Annotated in this window: 11 protein-coding genes; 7 read left to right on the top strand and 4 right to left on the bottom strand. The window is 74.4% G+C overall.

Annotated elements, in window-relative coordinates; translation table 11 throughout:
• The first annotated feature begins 98 nt into the window (after positions 1 to 98).
• From ACFYY1_RS40290 to ACFYY1_RS40265, 6 genes are all read left to right on the top strand, one after another.
• On the top strand, positions 99 to 1,082 hold the full coding sequence (locus tag ACFYY1_RS40290; RefSeq protein WP_388594834.1) for a hypothetical protein: 984 nt from the start codon (positions 99 to 101) through the stop codon (positions 1,080 to 1,082).
• A 107-nt stretch (positions 1,083 to 1,189) separates the two neighbouring features.
• Positions 1,190 to 2,665, top strand: a complete 1,476-nt coding sequence (locus tag ACFYY1_RS40285; RefSeq protein ID WP_388594833.1) for a SpoIIE family protein phosphatase — start codon at positions 1,190 to 1,192, stop codon at positions 2,663 to 2,665.
• On the top strand, positions 2,665 to 4,293 hold the full coding sequence (locus tag ACFYY1_RS40280) for a VWA domain-containing protein (RefSeq protein ID WP_388594831.1): 1,629 nt from the start codon (positions 2,665 to 2,667) through the stop codon (positions 4,291 to 4,293). Before ACFYY1_RS40285 ends, ACFYY1_RS40280 begins: the two co-directional genes overlap by 1 nt.
• Positions 4,290 to 5,312, top strand: coding sequence for a hypothetical protein (locus ACFYY1_RS40275; RefSeq protein ID WP_388594829.1), 1,023 nt, complete (start codon positions 4,290 to 4,292; stop codon positions 5,310 to 5,312). Before ACFYY1_RS40280 ends, ACFYY1_RS40275 begins: the two co-directional genes overlap by 4 nt.
• On the top strand, positions 5,309 to 6,391 hold the full coding sequence (locus ACFYY1_RS40270; protein ID WP_388594827.1) for a hypothetical protein: 1,083 nt from the start codon (positions 5,309 to 5,311) through the stop codon (positions 6,389 to 6,391). The genes ACFYY1_RS40275 and ACFYY1_RS40270 overlap by 4 nt, the downstream gene beginning before the upstream one ends.
• Positions 6,388 to 9,861: a hypothetical protein gene (locus tag ACFYY1_RS40265; protein ID WP_388594825.1), complete on the top strand. Its 3,474-nt coding sequence runs from the start codon at positions 6,388 to 6,390 to the stop codon at positions 9,859 to 9,861. Before ACFYY1_RS40270 ends, ACFYY1_RS40265 begins: the two co-directional genes overlap by 4 nt.
• On the opposite strand, the gene ACFYY1_RS40260 is transcribed toward ACFYY1_RS40265, so the two are convergent.
• From ACFYY1_RS40260 to ACFYY1_RS40245, 4 genes are all read right to left on the bottom strand, one after another.
• Entirely contained in the window at positions 9,851 to 11,629 is a 1,779-nt protein-coding gene (locus tag ACFYY1_RS40260) for a protein kinase (protein ID WP_388594824.1), read from the bottom strand. The genes ACFYY1_RS40265 and ACFYY1_RS40260 overlap by 11 nt on opposite strands.
• Before the next feature lie 87 nt (positions 11,630 to 11,716).
• Complete coding sequence (locus ACFYY1_RS40255) at positions 11,717 to 12,739, bottom strand: serine/threonine-protein kinase (protein WP_388594822.1); 1,023 nt, start codon at positions 12,737 to 12,739, stop codon at positions 11,717 to 11,719.
• Positions 12,740 to 12,880: 141 nt separating this feature from the next.
• Positions 12,881 to 13,660, bottom strand: coding sequence for an ABC transporter ATP-binding protein (locus ACFYY1_RS40250; RefSeq protein WP_388594862.1), 780 nt, complete (start codon positions 13,658 to 13,660; stop codon positions 12,881 to 12,883).
• A gap of 4 nt (positions 13,661 to 13,664) precedes the next feature.
• Positions 13,665 to 14,606, bottom strand: coding sequence for an ABC transporter permease (locus ACFYY1_RS40245; RefSeq protein ID WP_388594821.1), 942 nt, complete (start codon positions 14,604 to 14,606; stop codon positions 13,665 to 13,667).
• Positions 14,607 to 14,734: 128 nt separating this feature from the next.
• On the opposite strand from ACFYY1_RS40245, the gene ACFYY1_RS40240 reads away from it, so the two are divergent.
• Positions 14,735 to 15,349 (top strand): TetR/AcrR family transcriptional regulator, encoded by a 615-nt coding sequence (locus tag ACFYY1_RS40240; RefSeq protein WP_388594819.1) that lies wholly within the window; start codon positions 14,735 to 14,737, stop codon positions 15,347 to 15,349.
• The last annotated feature ends 90 nt before the right edge of the window (positions 15,350 to 15,439 follow it).

The raw sequence follows: 15,439 nt of genomic DNA, 5'->3' as shown, positions 1-15,439 counted from the left end.
AACTATATTGACGTCCTCGATGGTCGCGGAGTTCCGGCAGGGACGCGGTCGGACGGGCGGCCGTGGGACGGCAGGGACGAGAACGTGGGGGCGTTTGCGTGTCGGAGTGGGGTTCGTTCATCGATGAGACGCCGTCGGGGCGGCCTCCGCCACCACCGCCCGGCCATGCCCCCGCAGGGGCGGGCGGCGACGGGGACGTCGGCAGGGATGTCGGTGGGGATGCAGGTGGGGACGACGGCTGGGGCAGTTTCGCCGACGAGACACCGGTGGCGGGAGGCGCGTCACCGCCACCGCCCTCCGCGCCGCCGCCTGCGGCTCCGCGTCCGTACGGCGTTCCGGTCCCCTCCCCGGAGGTCGCCGCCTCGCTGCTGACCGCAGGGGAGACCCTGTGGGCGCAGGTCGACGGGGCGGAGGCGGTGCTCGGCTCGGGCTGCCGGGTCGCGGTGGTGCGGGGCGACGACGGGGAAGGGGGCGCGGCCACGGACGGGTTCAGCGGCTGGCGGCCGGTGACGGTGGTCGACCCGGCCGCGCTCACCGTACGGCTCGTGCCGCTGGCCCTCGCCGAACCGCCCGTCGGCACCGCGACCCCCGTGGCGGAGCTGTACGCGGACCCCGAGCCGTACACCGCGGCCGAGCCCGGACGGGCTGGGGTGTTCCCGGTCGGGCAGGGCCCCGATCTCGATGCCCTGCTGCACCGCGCGCAGGAGGAGGAGCGGGCCCGGGTCCGGGTCGCCGCCGAGGCCGAAGCCCTTCGCGCCGAGCGGGAACTCACCGCCGCCAAGGCGGAGTTGCGCGAGCGGACGCAGGCCGCCGAGCAGCGGGCCGCGCAGCGCGAGCAGCGGGCCCAGGAAGCCGCGCGGCGCGCCCAGGAGTACGCCGAGCAGCAGATCGGGGCGGCCCGCGACGAGGTCGCCCAGGTGGTGTGGCACTGGCAGGACCGGGCCCAGCGGGCCGAGGCGGAGATCGCCCGGCTGAGCGCCGAGCTGGCGAAGGCGGAGCAGGCGGGTGTCCTGCGGCATGTACTGGACCGTCGCCGGCGTGCCGGGGGCGGGCGTGATCAAGGGGGCGCGAGGGGGGCATGAGCGTGGAACTTCCCGCAGAAGTACCGGAGTCGGGTGTGCCGGGGCCGGGTGTGCCGCAATCAGGTGTGCCGGGGTCGGGGTCGGGGGCGTCGGGGCCGGGGGCGGGTGTGCCGGAGTCCGTGGATGTGTCGGCGCCCGGCACCGTGTCGGGCTTCGGCGCGGCGCCGGGCTTCGGTGCCGTGCCGGAACGCGGGGCCGCGTCCGGGTACGGTGCCGCGTCGGAGTTCGGGGCCGTCGCGTTGCCGGAGATCAGGGTGGAGTGGCCGGAGGCGCTGGCCCCGGCCCTGCGCGACAGTGTGGTCGAGGCGCACAGCCTGGACCGCGAGGAGCTCGTCGCGGCCCTGCCCGGACTGTGGCGGGCGGTGGACTCGGCGCTCGATCTGGCAGGGCCCGGAACCCTGGTCGCCGAATCCGTGCGGCACGACGCGTACGAGGGCTGGCAGGTGGCCGCGCTGCCCCGCTACGACCTCGACGGACGGATCCGGCCGCGTGGGCGCCGGGACGGCACGCAGCACGGGGCGCCGCAGCTCAGGGACCGGCGGGCGCTGGTCCGGGCGCTGGTGGGTGCCGTGGCCGAACGGCCGTGCCTGGACCTGAGGGACGCGCTCCAGATGCTCGATGTGTTCGCCGGGAGCTTCCCGCCGGGGCTGGACGCGGTCTGCCGCCGGCTCCTCGGCCATGAACTGCGCCAGGGGGTCGCCGCCGGGCTCGCCCCGTTGCACGAGGCACTCGACCGGCGTGCGCCCGGCGGGGTCTCCGCACTCTGCTACCGGGAGAGCGCGGTCGGCTCGCGCAAGGCCAAGGGCGATCCGGCCACCGACAACGAGGACACCTCGGGGGCGCTGGCCGGGCCGAGCGGGGTGCTGCGGTGCGCGGTCTTCGACGGGGTGACCGGCGACGGCGACGGTTCGGGCGGCACGGCCGCGCGGGCGGCGCTGGAGCAGGCGGTGCGGCGGTGGCGGCTGGAGGAGGCGGCAAGCGGGCGCGGTGGCGCGGGCGGCGACGCGGCGCCCGGTGATCCGGTCCCGGGAGAGGCGTTCCGGCCCGGTGAGCTGATCGCCGAGCTGGACGCCGCCGTGGGGCGGGCCACCGCCGAAGGCAGCGCGGCCGCGGTCCTCGCCACCGTGCGGCCCGACGGCACGGCGTCCGTCGTCTCGGTGGGCGACGCCGAGGCCTGGCTGATCCGGCCGGTACGCGTACCGGCGAATGAAATCCCGTACGCCGCATGGAAGCTGACGCCCGCGCACACCGGGTTCGCGGAACGGCTCCGGGTCACCGCCGACGCCGAGGGCGAGGAGTCGCAGCTCGTCTCCTTCCTCGGCGGCGGTACGGCCCGCTGGGCCCACCGGACGTTCCGGGTCGCCCCCGGGGATCTGCTGCTGCTCGCGTCGGACGGGGCGACCGAACCGGAACGGGACCGGTGGTTCGGTGCCGTGCTCGCGGAGCTGACCGCGCAGCTGGACGCGTCCGGCCGGCCGACCGCACCCGCGCTCGCCGCCGCGCTGGTGCAACGGGCGGAGGCTCTGGGCGGCTGGGACAACGCGACCGCGCTGGTGTGCGCGGTGGGGGAGGCGAAGGACTGATGACCACCGAGGACATCAAGATCACCGCGGACCGGCAGGAGGTGCACCTCGGCGAGGAGTTCACCGTACTGATCGCCCCGCGCGAGCTGGGCCGCGGCGACCGAGTCGTCGAGGGCGTCGCCTATGTCATCGCCGTCGACGACAGCTACTCCATGGAGATCAGGGCCGATTCGAGCACCGACGAGTTCGCCGACCCGAACAACCCCGACGACGCGAGCCGCAAACAGGTCGCCGAGGCCGGGGTGCGGGAGCTGGCCGCCGCACTGCCGCGTGGTGCCCACGTCGATGTGCTGACCTTCGCGCAGAACACCGGACTGCGCTTCTCCGGCACGGCGGGCGAGCTCCAGCGCCGCGGCCGGTGGAACGGCAACATCGACGACGAGCGCCGCTGGACCAACATCGAGGGCGCGCTGCAACGCGCGTACCAGCAGCTCGACCAGCAGCGGGCCGCCTCGCGCCGCGTGGTGCTGTTCAGCGACGGCATCCCGAACTTCGGCGAGACGGACCCCGGCCGGCTGGCCGCCCTGGCCCGCGACGCCGCCGACCGCGAGCTGCACACCGATGTCATCGGCATCGGCGCGGGCGCCGACTTCGGGCTCCTCGAACGCCTCGCGCCGACCGGGCTGCCCGAGCACGTCGCCTCCCGCGCGGGCGCCGCCGAGGCGATGAAGCAGATCACGGCCAGGTTCGCGGCCTTCGGCCGGGACGTCGTGGCGGGCAGCGGCGAACTGTCCCTGGAGATCAACCCGAGCTTCCCGGTGCTCGGCGTCTACCAGCTCGACCCGACCCGCCGCCGGGTCGACGGCGCGCTCGCGGACGGCGGCGGGCGGCGGCCCAGCCGGGTCCGGCTGAAGCTCGGCGCGATCGGCGCGGGGGAGGAAGGGCAGCCGCTGTACGCGCTCAAGCTGCGGGCGCCCGAGCGGATCAGCGCCGGCCCGATGCCCGTGCTGAAGGCGACCGGCTCCATCGGCACGGGGCGCGACGCGCGGCAGCTCGCGCCCGGACAGATCGCGCTGCGCACGGTCGACAACCCCATGTCGCCGATCCTCCAGCCCGACCTCAAGCGGCAGATCGATGCCATCGAACTGGACCGGGAGATCAGCGGCCGGATCGCGGCGGCCGCCTCGAAGGCGGAGCGCGAGCAGATCTACCAGGAGGGCGTGGGGCGGGCCCGGCGCATCCCCGACCCCGATCTGGCCGCCGCCTACCAGCGGGCGAGCGGCGGTCTGCGGGACGGGCTCGACCCGAAGGACGTGGCGAACGAGGCACGTGCGGCGTCCAGCCGCAGCTCCACGAAGTCCAAGCGGGAGTGGTTCCAGCAGATCCCGGTCGAGACACCGGACGAGATCCGGGCCCGGCGCCGGCAGCAGAGCCTCGACGACGATGACGACGAGTACGGCGGCGACGACGCGTACGGGAGCGGCGCGTACGGAAGTGGAACGTACGGGAGCGGGACGTACGGGAGCGGAGGGAGTGAGGGGAGCGGCACGTACGGCAGCGGGAGCGGGAGCGGCGCGTACGGCAGTGGTGGCGGTATGTACGACAGGGGCAGCGGTACGTACGGTGGTCCGCCCACCCTTCCGCCCGACGCCCCCACCGCGCCGCCGCCCGGCCGGGGGCCGCGGTGAGTGTGCCCGGCGTCATCATCGACGCCTCGAACGTCGCGGCGACCCGGAAGAAGCCCTGGCCGTTCTCCCGGGTCGTCGAGGCGCGGGACGGCTGGCTGCGTGACCATCCGGGCAGCTCCGCGATCGCGGTGCTCGACGCCACCGTCCGCCCGTTCCTCGACGGACAGCAGCTGGTGAAGCAGGCCGAGCGCGAGCAATGGCTCGAAGTCCACCAGGGGGACGCCGACGACCGGATCCTCGCGCTCGCCGCGCAGTTCGGGGCCGCCATCGTCTCCAGCGACAACTTCCGCTTCGCCCGCCGGGAGCACTCCTGGCTGCAGGGCAACAACTCCCGGGTCTGGTCGGTGCGCTGGGTGCACGGCCGGGTCGTGTTCAGCCCGCGCCACCTCGGCGTCGCCACGGACGAGGAGATCGAGCGCGACCGGCTCCACAAGCTCAACAAGGCGGGGCTGCTGCGCGAGGACGCCGAGGAGCGCTTCCGGTGCACCGACCCGGCGGGCACCTGTCTGCGCGGCGGCACGGTGCTGCTGCCGCGCCAGGTCAACAAGGACGGCAGCCGCTGGTTCTGCCGCTCGTGCGGCTACGAGGCGATCGAGGTCGTCGTCGAACCGCCGGTGCCCGAAGGGCTGGACGCGGGGCCGGTCCAGGTCACCGTGCAGCACGGCTACACGGTCCGTACGACGGTCACCGTGCCGCCGGAGGGGCTGATGCTGGGCCGGGCCTCGCGCAGCCGCCCCGGCACCACCGATGTCACCGAAGGGCTCGGCGCCGACCGGGCGGCCGAGATCAGCCGGGCCCATCTGCGGATCTTCCTCGACGACGACGGCAGGCCGCTCGCCGAGCACCTGCCCGACAACAACGCCTCCTTCCTCAACCCGGAGCTCGACTTCGACGGGCTGCCGCGCACGGCCAGGCTGGCCGCCCGGACGCCGTACGCGCTGGAGGACGGCGACGAACTCCACCTGGGGCCGGGCACCGTACGGCTGCGGATCAGCAACGGAAGCGAGCAGGCCGAGTGAGCGGATTCAGCCCCGGCTGGGTGCACGCCGAGCATCCCGACAACCTGGGCTCGCCCCGGCTGGCCTGGCTGCCCGAGAGCTACGGAGAGGACGGCCGCTTCCGCACCAAGCGCCTCCTCGCCGGGGCCGGCCAGGGGTACGCCGTGCTCGCCGAGGACCGCTGGTCCGGCGGCGACGTGGTGATCAAGGGCATGTGGTGGTCACGGACGGACCTGGACGACCCGCGCAGCGTCCACCGGGCGCTGGGCGAGCAGAAGAACCAGCGGGACCAGGGGCTGCGGGCCGCCCGGCAGGCCGCCCAGCTCACCCAGCAGTGCCCCGTCGTGATCAGCGTCGAGTCCCAGCCGTCCCCCTCCCTGCTCGCGAACGGCGGACACGACGGACAGCGCAGTGGCGACGTGCCCTACGAGAGCTTCCTCGTGCAGCAGTTCATCGGGCACCACGGCGGCATCTCGCGCACCCTCCAGGAGGAGATCGACGAGCGGGCCGCATCGCACCGCCGCTTCAAGCCCGATCAACTCCTGGACCTGGCCGAGCAGTTGTGCAACACCCTGGCCGCGCTGCACGCCGACCGGCACAACGGCGACGAACACTCCAAGGGCTGGATCCACGCCGACATCAAGCCGGAGAACATCCTCGTGCTCGGACCGCCCGCCCGGTACGTGCTCATCGACTACGACGCCGCCGTCCAGATCGGCGAGCGCATCCGCACCACCACGAGCGCCTACGCCCCGCCCTCCGCCGAAGGCACCGACGAACCCTCCGAACTCGCCCCGGCCTCCGAGCGGTTCGACATCTACATGCTGGGTGCCACCCTCGCCCACGCCGCCGCGCTGCGCAGGCTCACCGACCGGCAGGCGCGCGAGCTGTACGCGGAGGACTTCGACGTCAGCGCCCCGTCCCGCCGCTACATCGCCGGTCTGCGCTACGGGCCGATCCTCACCAACGCCCTCACCACCTGCCTGTCGGCGAAGAAATTCCGGCTGGCCACCGTCGACCGGGTCCGGATCGACCTCGCCCGCGCCCGCAGCGCCACGGCCCTGCAGTCCGCACTCCGCACCCTGGGAGAGCCCCGATGAACGCGATGTCCCGCCGCGTCGGAGCCAACGCCACGCTCACCGGGCTGCTCACCCGCATCCCCGGCCGCTCCGGGCGCACCTGGGAGCCGCACACCGTCCAGCTGCGCCCCGGCCATCTGCGCTCCTCGGGCGCCGCGGCCGTCCGCGCCACCCGGCTGGTGAAGGACGAGGACGCCGACGCGTACGGCGCGCTGCGGGTCTTCCCGAACCGCAAACAGCGAGGCAGGGCCGCCGCCCTCCTCGCGGCCGGCAGCCCCGTCACCCCCGCCCTCCTGGACATCGTCGACCACCCCGGGCTGCCGCCCGCCCTCGTCACCGCCTGGTCGCCCGGCGCCTCCTCCGTACCGCTGCACGCGCTGCGCGAGCGCGACGACCTCGACACCATGCTCGCCGCCGGCCACCGCTGGACCCCCGCCGAGGCGCTGCACACCCTCGTCCCGCTGGGCCGCGCCCTGGACGACATGGCACGCGCCGGATTCACCCCGCTGGAACTCTCCCCGGACCACCTCGTCCTCAACTCCGGCTCGCTCGCCCTCGTCGGCCTCGGCCGGCACGGCTACGTACCGTCCGAGGGCCGGATGCCGGGGCCGCAGGGCATGTCACTGCCCAGCGCGCTCCTGCTCGGCGAGGACCTGCCGCCCGCCTCCGCCACCGGCCAGGACACCGCGGTGCGCTGGCGGGAGGTGCAGCTGCGGGCCCTGACCCGGCTGGCCGGCTGGATGGCCTGCGGACTGCCGCCCGCCGCCTGGGGCCCGGTGCACGGCCCCGCCGACCTCGGCGGCTATCTCTCGGCCGCCGGGTTCCAGCGGGTGCCCGCGCTGCGCCCCGGTCAGCTCGCCGACACCCTGGCCCGCGCCGCCCGGCACGAGGAGGAGGCCCGCGCCGTGCGCGACTTCGCCGAGGCCGAGGCGCTGCTCGTGTACGACGACGCGGCCCAGGGCTCCGGCGGCGGCAACCGGCTCGACATCAACCCCGAGGTGCTGCGCCTGGGCCTGCTCCACGACCACGGGCCCAAGGTGATCGCGCTGGCCGCGTTCGAGCAGCGGCGCCTGGGCACCCGTACCGCCACCCTGCTCTCCGGCGCCGGCTGGGTGCTGCTGAACCCCAAGGACTTCGCCGCCCAGGTCTGCCGGGCCGCGGCCGCCGCGCCCCGGGCCCGGCTCGTCGTCGCGGGCCGGATCGGGGGCGAGGACCTGCGGCGGATCGAGGCGGTGCGCGGCGGGCGCGCCCAGCGGGTCGACCCGGACGACCTCGCGGGCTCCGTACCGCGCATCGCGGGCCGCCCCGCCGACCAGCTGCCCTACCTCACCGACCGGGACATGGACGCCTACTCCGCCGAACTCCTCGGCGGCGTCGGCGGCCAGGCGATGCGGCGGCGGACCTTCGCGGCGGGCTGGACCCTGGCGCTGGGCGGCGCCGACCAGCTGCCGCCCCGCCAGCGCGGCAAGCTCCTGGACCAGATGACCGACTGCTTCGGCACCAACACCGAACTGCTCGTCGCGGTGCGCGCCCGGCAGAACGCCCCCGGCATGCGCAAGCAGAACCGGCTGCTCGACGAGGCCCGGATGCGGCGCCTGGTCGCCGCCCTGTCCGGCGTCCCCGGCTCCGTCTTCCGCGACTGCCTGATGTCCGCGCTGCTGGGCCCGGCCGCCGAGGACCTCTACGACGAGGCGGCCCGCCGGCTGCTCCCCGTCGCCACCCGGCTCGCGACGGTCTTCGACCCGGACCGTCCGGTCGCGGCCGGGGCGCTGCCGATGGAGGACGCCCTGCGCGAGCGCCCCGGCATCCGCCGGGTCGGTCTGTACGGGCGGCTGTGCACCGCCGTCACCGAGGTCCACCCGGCCAGGCTCGCCGCCGCCGTCGCCTCGATGGACGACACGCTCGTCGAGGTGCTCTCCGACATCCCGGCGCCCAGCCTCCAGTTCCTCGCCGGACGGCTGGAGGACCCCGAACTGCTCGAACTGCTCGGCCCGCACCTCCAGGGCGACGACCTGGACCTCCTGGCCCGCTACACCCCGCAGATGTGGCGGATGCTCCTCGACGGGCTGCGCCAGCCCGAACACCTCGGCGCCCTCGGCCTCGGCTGGGTCCAGATCGCCGCCCAGGACCCGGCGGGCACCGTCGACGCCCGGGTGCTGCTGCGGATCGCCGCCGACGCCGAGGTCCCGGGCCCCGACGCGGTACGCGCCCTGCTCGGCACCGGCCCCGAGCACTGGGGCACCGTCTGCGCGCATCCGCTGCTCGCCGCCCGCTGGCTCGCCGAACAGGGCGACCTCGACATCGCCGAGATCGTCGCCGGCTTCCCGGACCCGGCCGCCGCCCTCGCCGCCCTCGGCACCGAAGGACTGCGCCACGCCCACGAACTCGGCCTGGACCAGCGGGCGATGACCATCCTCGGCGGGTACGCGGAAGGGCTGCGGCGCCCGCTCGACGAGGTGCTCGTCGCCTTCCAGGAGCGGGGTTACGAGAGCGAGCAGGCGGGCCCGTTCGCCACCGCGGCGGCCGTGGAGTGGTCGCGGCTCCAACTGGGCCGGGGCAAGGCGCTCGGCTGGGTCGTCGGCAATGTGGTGGAGCGCCCCGGCAAGATCCGCGACTGGGCGGTGGACGGCACGGGGCTGGGGCGCCGGGTCACCGAGGCGGTGCTCGGCGCGCCCGGCACGGCCACCCCGGTGCTGGAGTCGCTGCTGGCCACCCCGGCCCTGCTGCCCCTGCTGGCCGGTCTCGGCAGCCCTCGGCAGCGCGCCGCGCTCCTCGATCTGTACGCCGCCGAGCCCGAGGCGGTGCTCGACCCGAGGGCCCGGCGCGAACTCCCGATGATCCTCGCCGCCCCGGACCCGGGCGAGGCGCTGCGGACCCTGCTGCGCGAAGGACTCGGGGTGATCGCCCAGCAGTTCGCCGACCGGTTGCGGCTCAGCCCCGAACAGCGCCGCGCCCTGGCCCAACTCGCCCCGCTCACCGAGGTGCTGGCGCCGCCCTCGCTGGAGGCCGTCCTCACCGTCGGCGTCCGCTTCGGACCACGGGTCGCGGTCACCGCGGCCGTCGTCGAACAACGGCTGCCCGGCGCCGCCGACGCCCTGACCGCCTGGGGCCCGCGCTGGCTGCCGCTGCTCGCCGGCCCGGCGGGGGAGCGGGTGCTGCGGCTGCTGGTGGAGCAGCGGGAGCGGCACGGCGGGCAGAGCGGCCGGCTCACCCCGTGGCTGCTCGCGGCGGGCGAGGACGGGCTCGCCCTGGTGGAGCGCTTCGGTGCGGACGCGCTCGATCTGGTCCTGGCCACCGACGCGCCGCCCGCCGACGCCCGGCTGCTCGGCGAACTGCTGATGCTGCCGGGCCCCTCGCCCGTACTCCACCGGCTGATCACCGCCCACGGGCTGCCCGCCGCCACCTGGTCACGGGCTGCGGCGCTGCTGGCGGGCGGGGAGCAGGAGGAGCGGGTGCTGCTGCGGCTGTGGGGGCGGGCGGCTATCCGTTGATCTTCCAGAGGGTCAGCGAGCCCTCGTAGGTCGGGGTCTCCTTGTCGTCGTTGACCACGACTTCGGCGATCTTCCACTGGGCGAGATTGCCCTCGGACGTCACGCTGCACATCAGGTCGCCCGCCGCGATGGTCTTGTCCTTGACCAGCGTCTCGCTGGGGACCGAGCTGGGCAGCGGGTTCTGCTCGGCCGCGGTCCGGCATTCCTCGGGCGAGGCACCGCTCGCCTTGCCCAGGGCCCGGTCGAGCCGCAGGGTGTCGTACCCCGCGCTGAATTCGAGATCCTCCGAGTCGATCTCCGCGGTGGGGTCCACCTTCGGGGCGTCCAGGTCCACATACGTCCGGTCCAGGCCGGACGGGGTGCGCAGCGTCAGCGGTTTGTCCTGGAAGACCAGGGTGTACGAGGGGGCCGCGGGGTTCTTCGACTGGGTGCCGGACGGCGAACCGGCGGGGTCCGGCGTGGCGGACCCACCGCCGGTGCCGGTCTGCCGGGACTGCCGCGGTCCCGGTTCCTTGCCGTCGGCGTTCTGCTTGTTCCCGTCGTTCCCGTCGTCCGTTTTGTCGCCGACCGCCCAGAGGGTGCCGCCGATGCCCGCTGCGAACGCGACCGCCACGGCGGCGATCAGCAGGGCCGGTCGCCTGCGGCGGGGCGCGGCGGGGCTGGTCGCCGCCTGGCCCGGCGGGGGCGGCTGGTGCGCCGGGAACGGTCCGGTGCTCGCGCTCGTCGCGTGGGCGGGCGGCGCCGTGTCGGTGGCGGGCGGCCCGTACGGCGGTACGGGGTCGGCGGGCGGCACGATGCCGGTGGCGTACGGTCCGGACAGCGGCGGGCCAGGCGGGTACGTGGGCTGCGCCGCCGGGCCGGCCGGCTGCGGGGGCAGTTGCGCGGCCTGTTCGCGGCGGGCGATCTCTGCGGCGACCGGCCCGGGGAGCCAGCTGCCGGACTCCTGTGGCGGCCCGCCCGCGGCCCGCTCGCACAGGGACATCAGCTCGGCGGCGGTGATGCGGGCGGCCGGATCGGCGACCAGGCAGCGTTCGAGCAGCGTGCGCAGTTCGGCCGGGTAGCCGTCCAGCCGGGGCGGACGGCTGGCGGTGTTGGCGATCTGGGTGGCGACGGTGAGCGCCCCGCCCGCGCCGTAGGGGTGTCGTCCGGTCGCCGCGACGGCCGCGATCAGCCCCAGCGAGAACACGTCCGTGGCCGGGCCGACCTGTTCGCCGAGCGCGTGCTCCGGCGACATGAACTGCGGGGTGCCGATCACTCCACTGCCGGTGAGCTGCGTCGCGTCGGCGGCGCGGGCGATCCCGAAGTCGATGACGTACGGGCCCGTCGCGCCGAGCAGGATGTTGCCGGGCTTCAGATCGCGGTGGACGACCCCGGCCGCGTGGATGGCGGTCAGCGCCTGCGCGGTGCTGCCGACGAGCCGGAAGACCGCGGGCAGCGGCAGCGGGCCGTGGGATTCGACGGCCGCCTGGAGCGCAAGGCCGGGTACGAACGCCGAGGCCAGCCAGGGGAGCGGGCCGGAGGTGTCGTGGTCGACGACCGGCACCAGGTGGTACCCCTGCACGCGTCGGGCGGCCTGCACCTCCTGGTCGAACCGGCGGCGGAATTCCGGATCGTCGCCGAACTCGCGGCGGATCAGCTTCAGCGCTACGGCCTGGCCGCCCCGGGTGTGCGAGAGATAGACCGTGCCCATCCCGCCCTCGCCGATCCGGGCGATCAGCCGGTACCCGGCGATCTCGCGCGGGTCCTGGGGGCCGAGAGGTGTGAGCACGTCGCCGGTGCCGGTACTGATGGGAGCCTCCCCCGCTCATCACTGCAAGTGTGCCGGACGAGACTACGACAAGTTCTGGGCCGTCAATCAACGATCCTGCAACGGAGTTCGGCGGACCCGGCGCTTCCATTCGGCGGCCATCGGGTCGCGCACGGTCGGCACGTACGTGGGGGTGTACGCGGACGGGCGGGGCCGGGTCGCCGCCTCGATCCGGGCCACGGCCGAGGCCACTGGGTCCGGCAGCCAGCCGCTGAAGACCCGCAGGCCCCGCTCGTCGTCCGCGCCGAGCGCCCGCCGGCACAGCTCCGCGACCTCGCGGGCGGCGGGGCGCTCCTCGGGCCGGGCCGCCAGACAGCGCCCGAGCAGCCCGCGCAGCGGCTCCGGGTGGTGGTCCAGCCTCGGGGGTTCGCGCTCGGTGTCCGCGATGCGGGCGGCCACCGCGAGGCCGTGGCCCCGGCCGTACGGGTGCTCCCCGGCGGCGGCCTCGGCGGCCAGCAGCCCGAGCGCGAACACGTCGGACGCGGGTGTCAGCGGCCTGCCCAGCGCGTGTTCCGGCGACATGTGCTTCGGGCTGCCGATCAGCCGCCCCGCCGTGGTGAGGGTCCGGGTGTCGGCCGCCCGCGCGATCCCGAAGTCGAGCAGCCAGGGGCCGCTCGCGGCGAGCAGCAGATTGCCGGGCTTGATGTCCCGGTGGATGACCCCGGCGCCGTGGACGGCGTCCAGCGCACCGGCCAGGCAGCCGGTCAGCCGGAGCACCGCGTCCACGGGCAGCGGACCGTGCCCGCCGATGACGGCGTCCAGCGGCAGGCCGGGGACGTAGTGGGTGGCGAGCCAGGGTCGCGGCCCCTCGGTGTCGTGGTCGACGACGGGCACCAGGTGGTACCCGGAGACCCGGCGGGCGGCGGCCACCTCACGGGCGAACCGCACCCGGAACTCCGCGTTCTGCGCGTACTCCCGGCGGATCACCTTCAGGGCGACGGGCTGGCCGCCCCGGGTGTGCGAGAGGTAGACGGTGCCCATCCCGCCCGCGCCCACCCGGGCCCGCAGCGCATAGCCGGAGATCTCGCGCGGATCGTCCGCCCGCAGCGGTCCCGGCACGCCGTCCTGCATGTGTCCCCCTCCGGCGGTTCGAGTGCAACCCCGCTGTGCGGCAGGGGAGTTTATCGCCCCCGCCGCGACACCCCGCCTCTCGCCGGAGGTGAACCCCGTCTTTCGCCGGAGGTGAACCCAGTTTCTCGCCGGAGGCGAGCCTCACTTCTTGCCGGAGGTGAACTTCTCGTACGCCGCCACGACCTCGTCCGCCGGACCGTCCATCCGGAGCGTCCCCGCCTCCAGCCAGATCGCCCGGTCGCAGGTCTCGGTGATCGACTTGTTGCTGTGGCTGACCAGGAAGACCGTGCCGGCCTCCTTGCGGAGCTCGATGATCCGTTCCTTGCTGCGCCGCTGGAACCTGGCGTCGCCGGTGGACAGCGCCTCGTCGATCAGGAGGACGTCATGGCTCTTGGCGGCGGCGATGGAGAAGCGCAGCCGGGCGCCCATGCCGGAGGAGTACGTACGCATCGGCAGGGTGATGAAGTCGCCCTTCTCGTTGATCCCGGAGAAGTCGACGATTCCCTGGTAGCGCTCGCGGATCTGGGCGCGCGTCATGCCCATCGCGAGGCCGCCGAGCACCACGTTGCGCTCGCCGGTCAGATCGCTCATCAGCGCGGCGTTCACCCCGAGCAGCGAGGGCTGGCCCTGGGTGTGCACCCGGCCCCTCGTCGCGGGCAGCAGACCGGCGATGGCCTTGAGCAGGGTCGACTTCCCCGAGCCGTTGGAGCCGATCAGACCGATCGCCTCGCCCTTGTACGCGGCGAAGCTCACCCCCTTCACGGCGTGCACCTCGCGCACCCCGGGGGCCTGCCGGCGCGAGACGATCCGGCTGAGCGCCGAGGTCGCACTGCCCTTTCCGGTACGGGCGCCGTTCACCTTGTACGTGATGTGGACGTCGTCCACGACGACGGTCGGCACCCGCTCGTCGATGTCGGTCATGTGATCAGCCACGTCCGTACCGCTCCTCCGCCTGCCAGAAGTACACGAATCCGCCCACGCCGCACACGAGCGCCCAGCCCGCCGCGATCGCCCACACATGCGGCGGGAGGTGGGACGCGCCGAAGCTGTCGATGAGCGCGAACCGCATCAGATCGATGAAGACGGCGGCCGGATTGCACTCCAGCATCACCAGCACGAAGTGCGGGACCCGGTCGCCCTTGAGCATGGTGTCCACGCTCCACATGACCCCGGAGGCGTACATCCAGGTCCGCAGGACGAACGGCATCAGCTGGGCGATGTCCGGCGTCCGGGCGGCCAGCCGCGCCACCACCATGGAGACGCCGGTGTTGAACACGGCCTGGAGGAACAGCGCCGGGACCGCCAGCAGCCAGGACGGCTCGGGGAACTGCCCGAACCCCACCAGGATCAGCACCAGCGCGCCCAGCGAGAACAGCAGCTGCTGGAGCTGTTGCAGGGCCAGGGCGATCGGCAGCGAGGCGCGCGGGAAGTGCAGCGCCCGCACGAGCCCCAGATTGCCGCTGATCGCGCGGGTGCCCGCGGTGATCGAGCTGCTGGTGAAGGTCCAGATGAAGACGCCGGTGACGAGGAAGGGGACGAAGTCCTCGACGTTGCGCTTGGTGTTCATCAGGACGCCGAAGATGAAGTAGTAGACCGTCGCGTTCAGCAGCGGCGTCATGATCTGCCAGATCTGGCCGAGCTTCGCCTGGCTGTACTGGGCGGTCAGCTTGGCGGTGGCGAACGCCGTGATGAAGTGCCGCCGCCCCCAGAGCTGCCGGACGTACGCCGGCAGCGAGGGCCGGGCCCCGCTCATCGTGAGTCCGTGCCGGGCGGCGAGCGCGGCGAGCTCGCCCGGTGCGTACACCGGGAGGGCCGCACCGGCCGGGGTGCCGGCCGGGGCCGGCGGGGTTGCTGTCTGGCTCACCACGATCGCTTTCGACGGGGGGCGGAGGGAGCGACGTTCGACGGAACGGGACCGTATCGTCGCAACGCCGAGGGTAGGACGCATTCACGTCGCAACGCAACCGTTCCGTCGTCACGGACTATGATTCGGCCATGACCACCGACCCGGGAACCCGCCGCCGTGCCCCCGCCGGAGCCGCCGTGCTGCGTGAGGACGTCACCGACGCGATTCGCAGCGCCGTCTTCGAGGAGCTGGCCGCGGTGGGCTTCGCCCGGATGTCGATGGAGGGGATCGCGCGGCGCGCGGGCGTCGGCAAGACGGCCGTCTACCGCCGCTGGAAGTCCAAGCTGGCCCTGGTCCTCGACCTGGTCTCCGCCGTCGCGGCCCAGGGCATGCCCGCCCCGGCCACCGGTTCGCTGTACGGGGACGTCCGCGCCGTGCTCGAACTCGCCTCGTACGCCCTGCGCCACCCCGTCGCCTCGCAGGTCATCCCGGACCTGCTGGTCGAGGCGGCCCGCAACCCGGAGATCTCCGACACCATCAAGGCCGCCCTGCTGGACCCGCAGCAGGGCATCGCCGCCATGGTCGTACGGGACGCGGTGGCCCGCGGCGAGCTGCCCGCGGACAGCGACCCGGACCGGGCGCTGGACCTGATCGTCGGCCCGCTCTACTGGCGGCTCGCCGTCGTCCGGGGCCCGCTGCCCAAGGGCTATCTCGACGACCTGGCCGCCGCCGCGGTCGCCGCCCTCAAGGCGGACAGCCCCTGAGCTTGACGTTTAACGTCGCAGGTCACCCGACCTGCTGACCTGCGGTTCTTTCCGGGACAGCGGAGGCGGCCGTTCTCCACGCTTCGAGAT

This window comes from Streptomyces sp. NPDC001890 (assembly GCF_042891445.1).
GTDB lineage: Bacteria > Actinomycetota > Actinomycetes > Streptomycetales > Streptomycetaceae > Streptomyces.
This window is presented reverse-complemented; position numbering and strand designations above follow the sequence as displayed.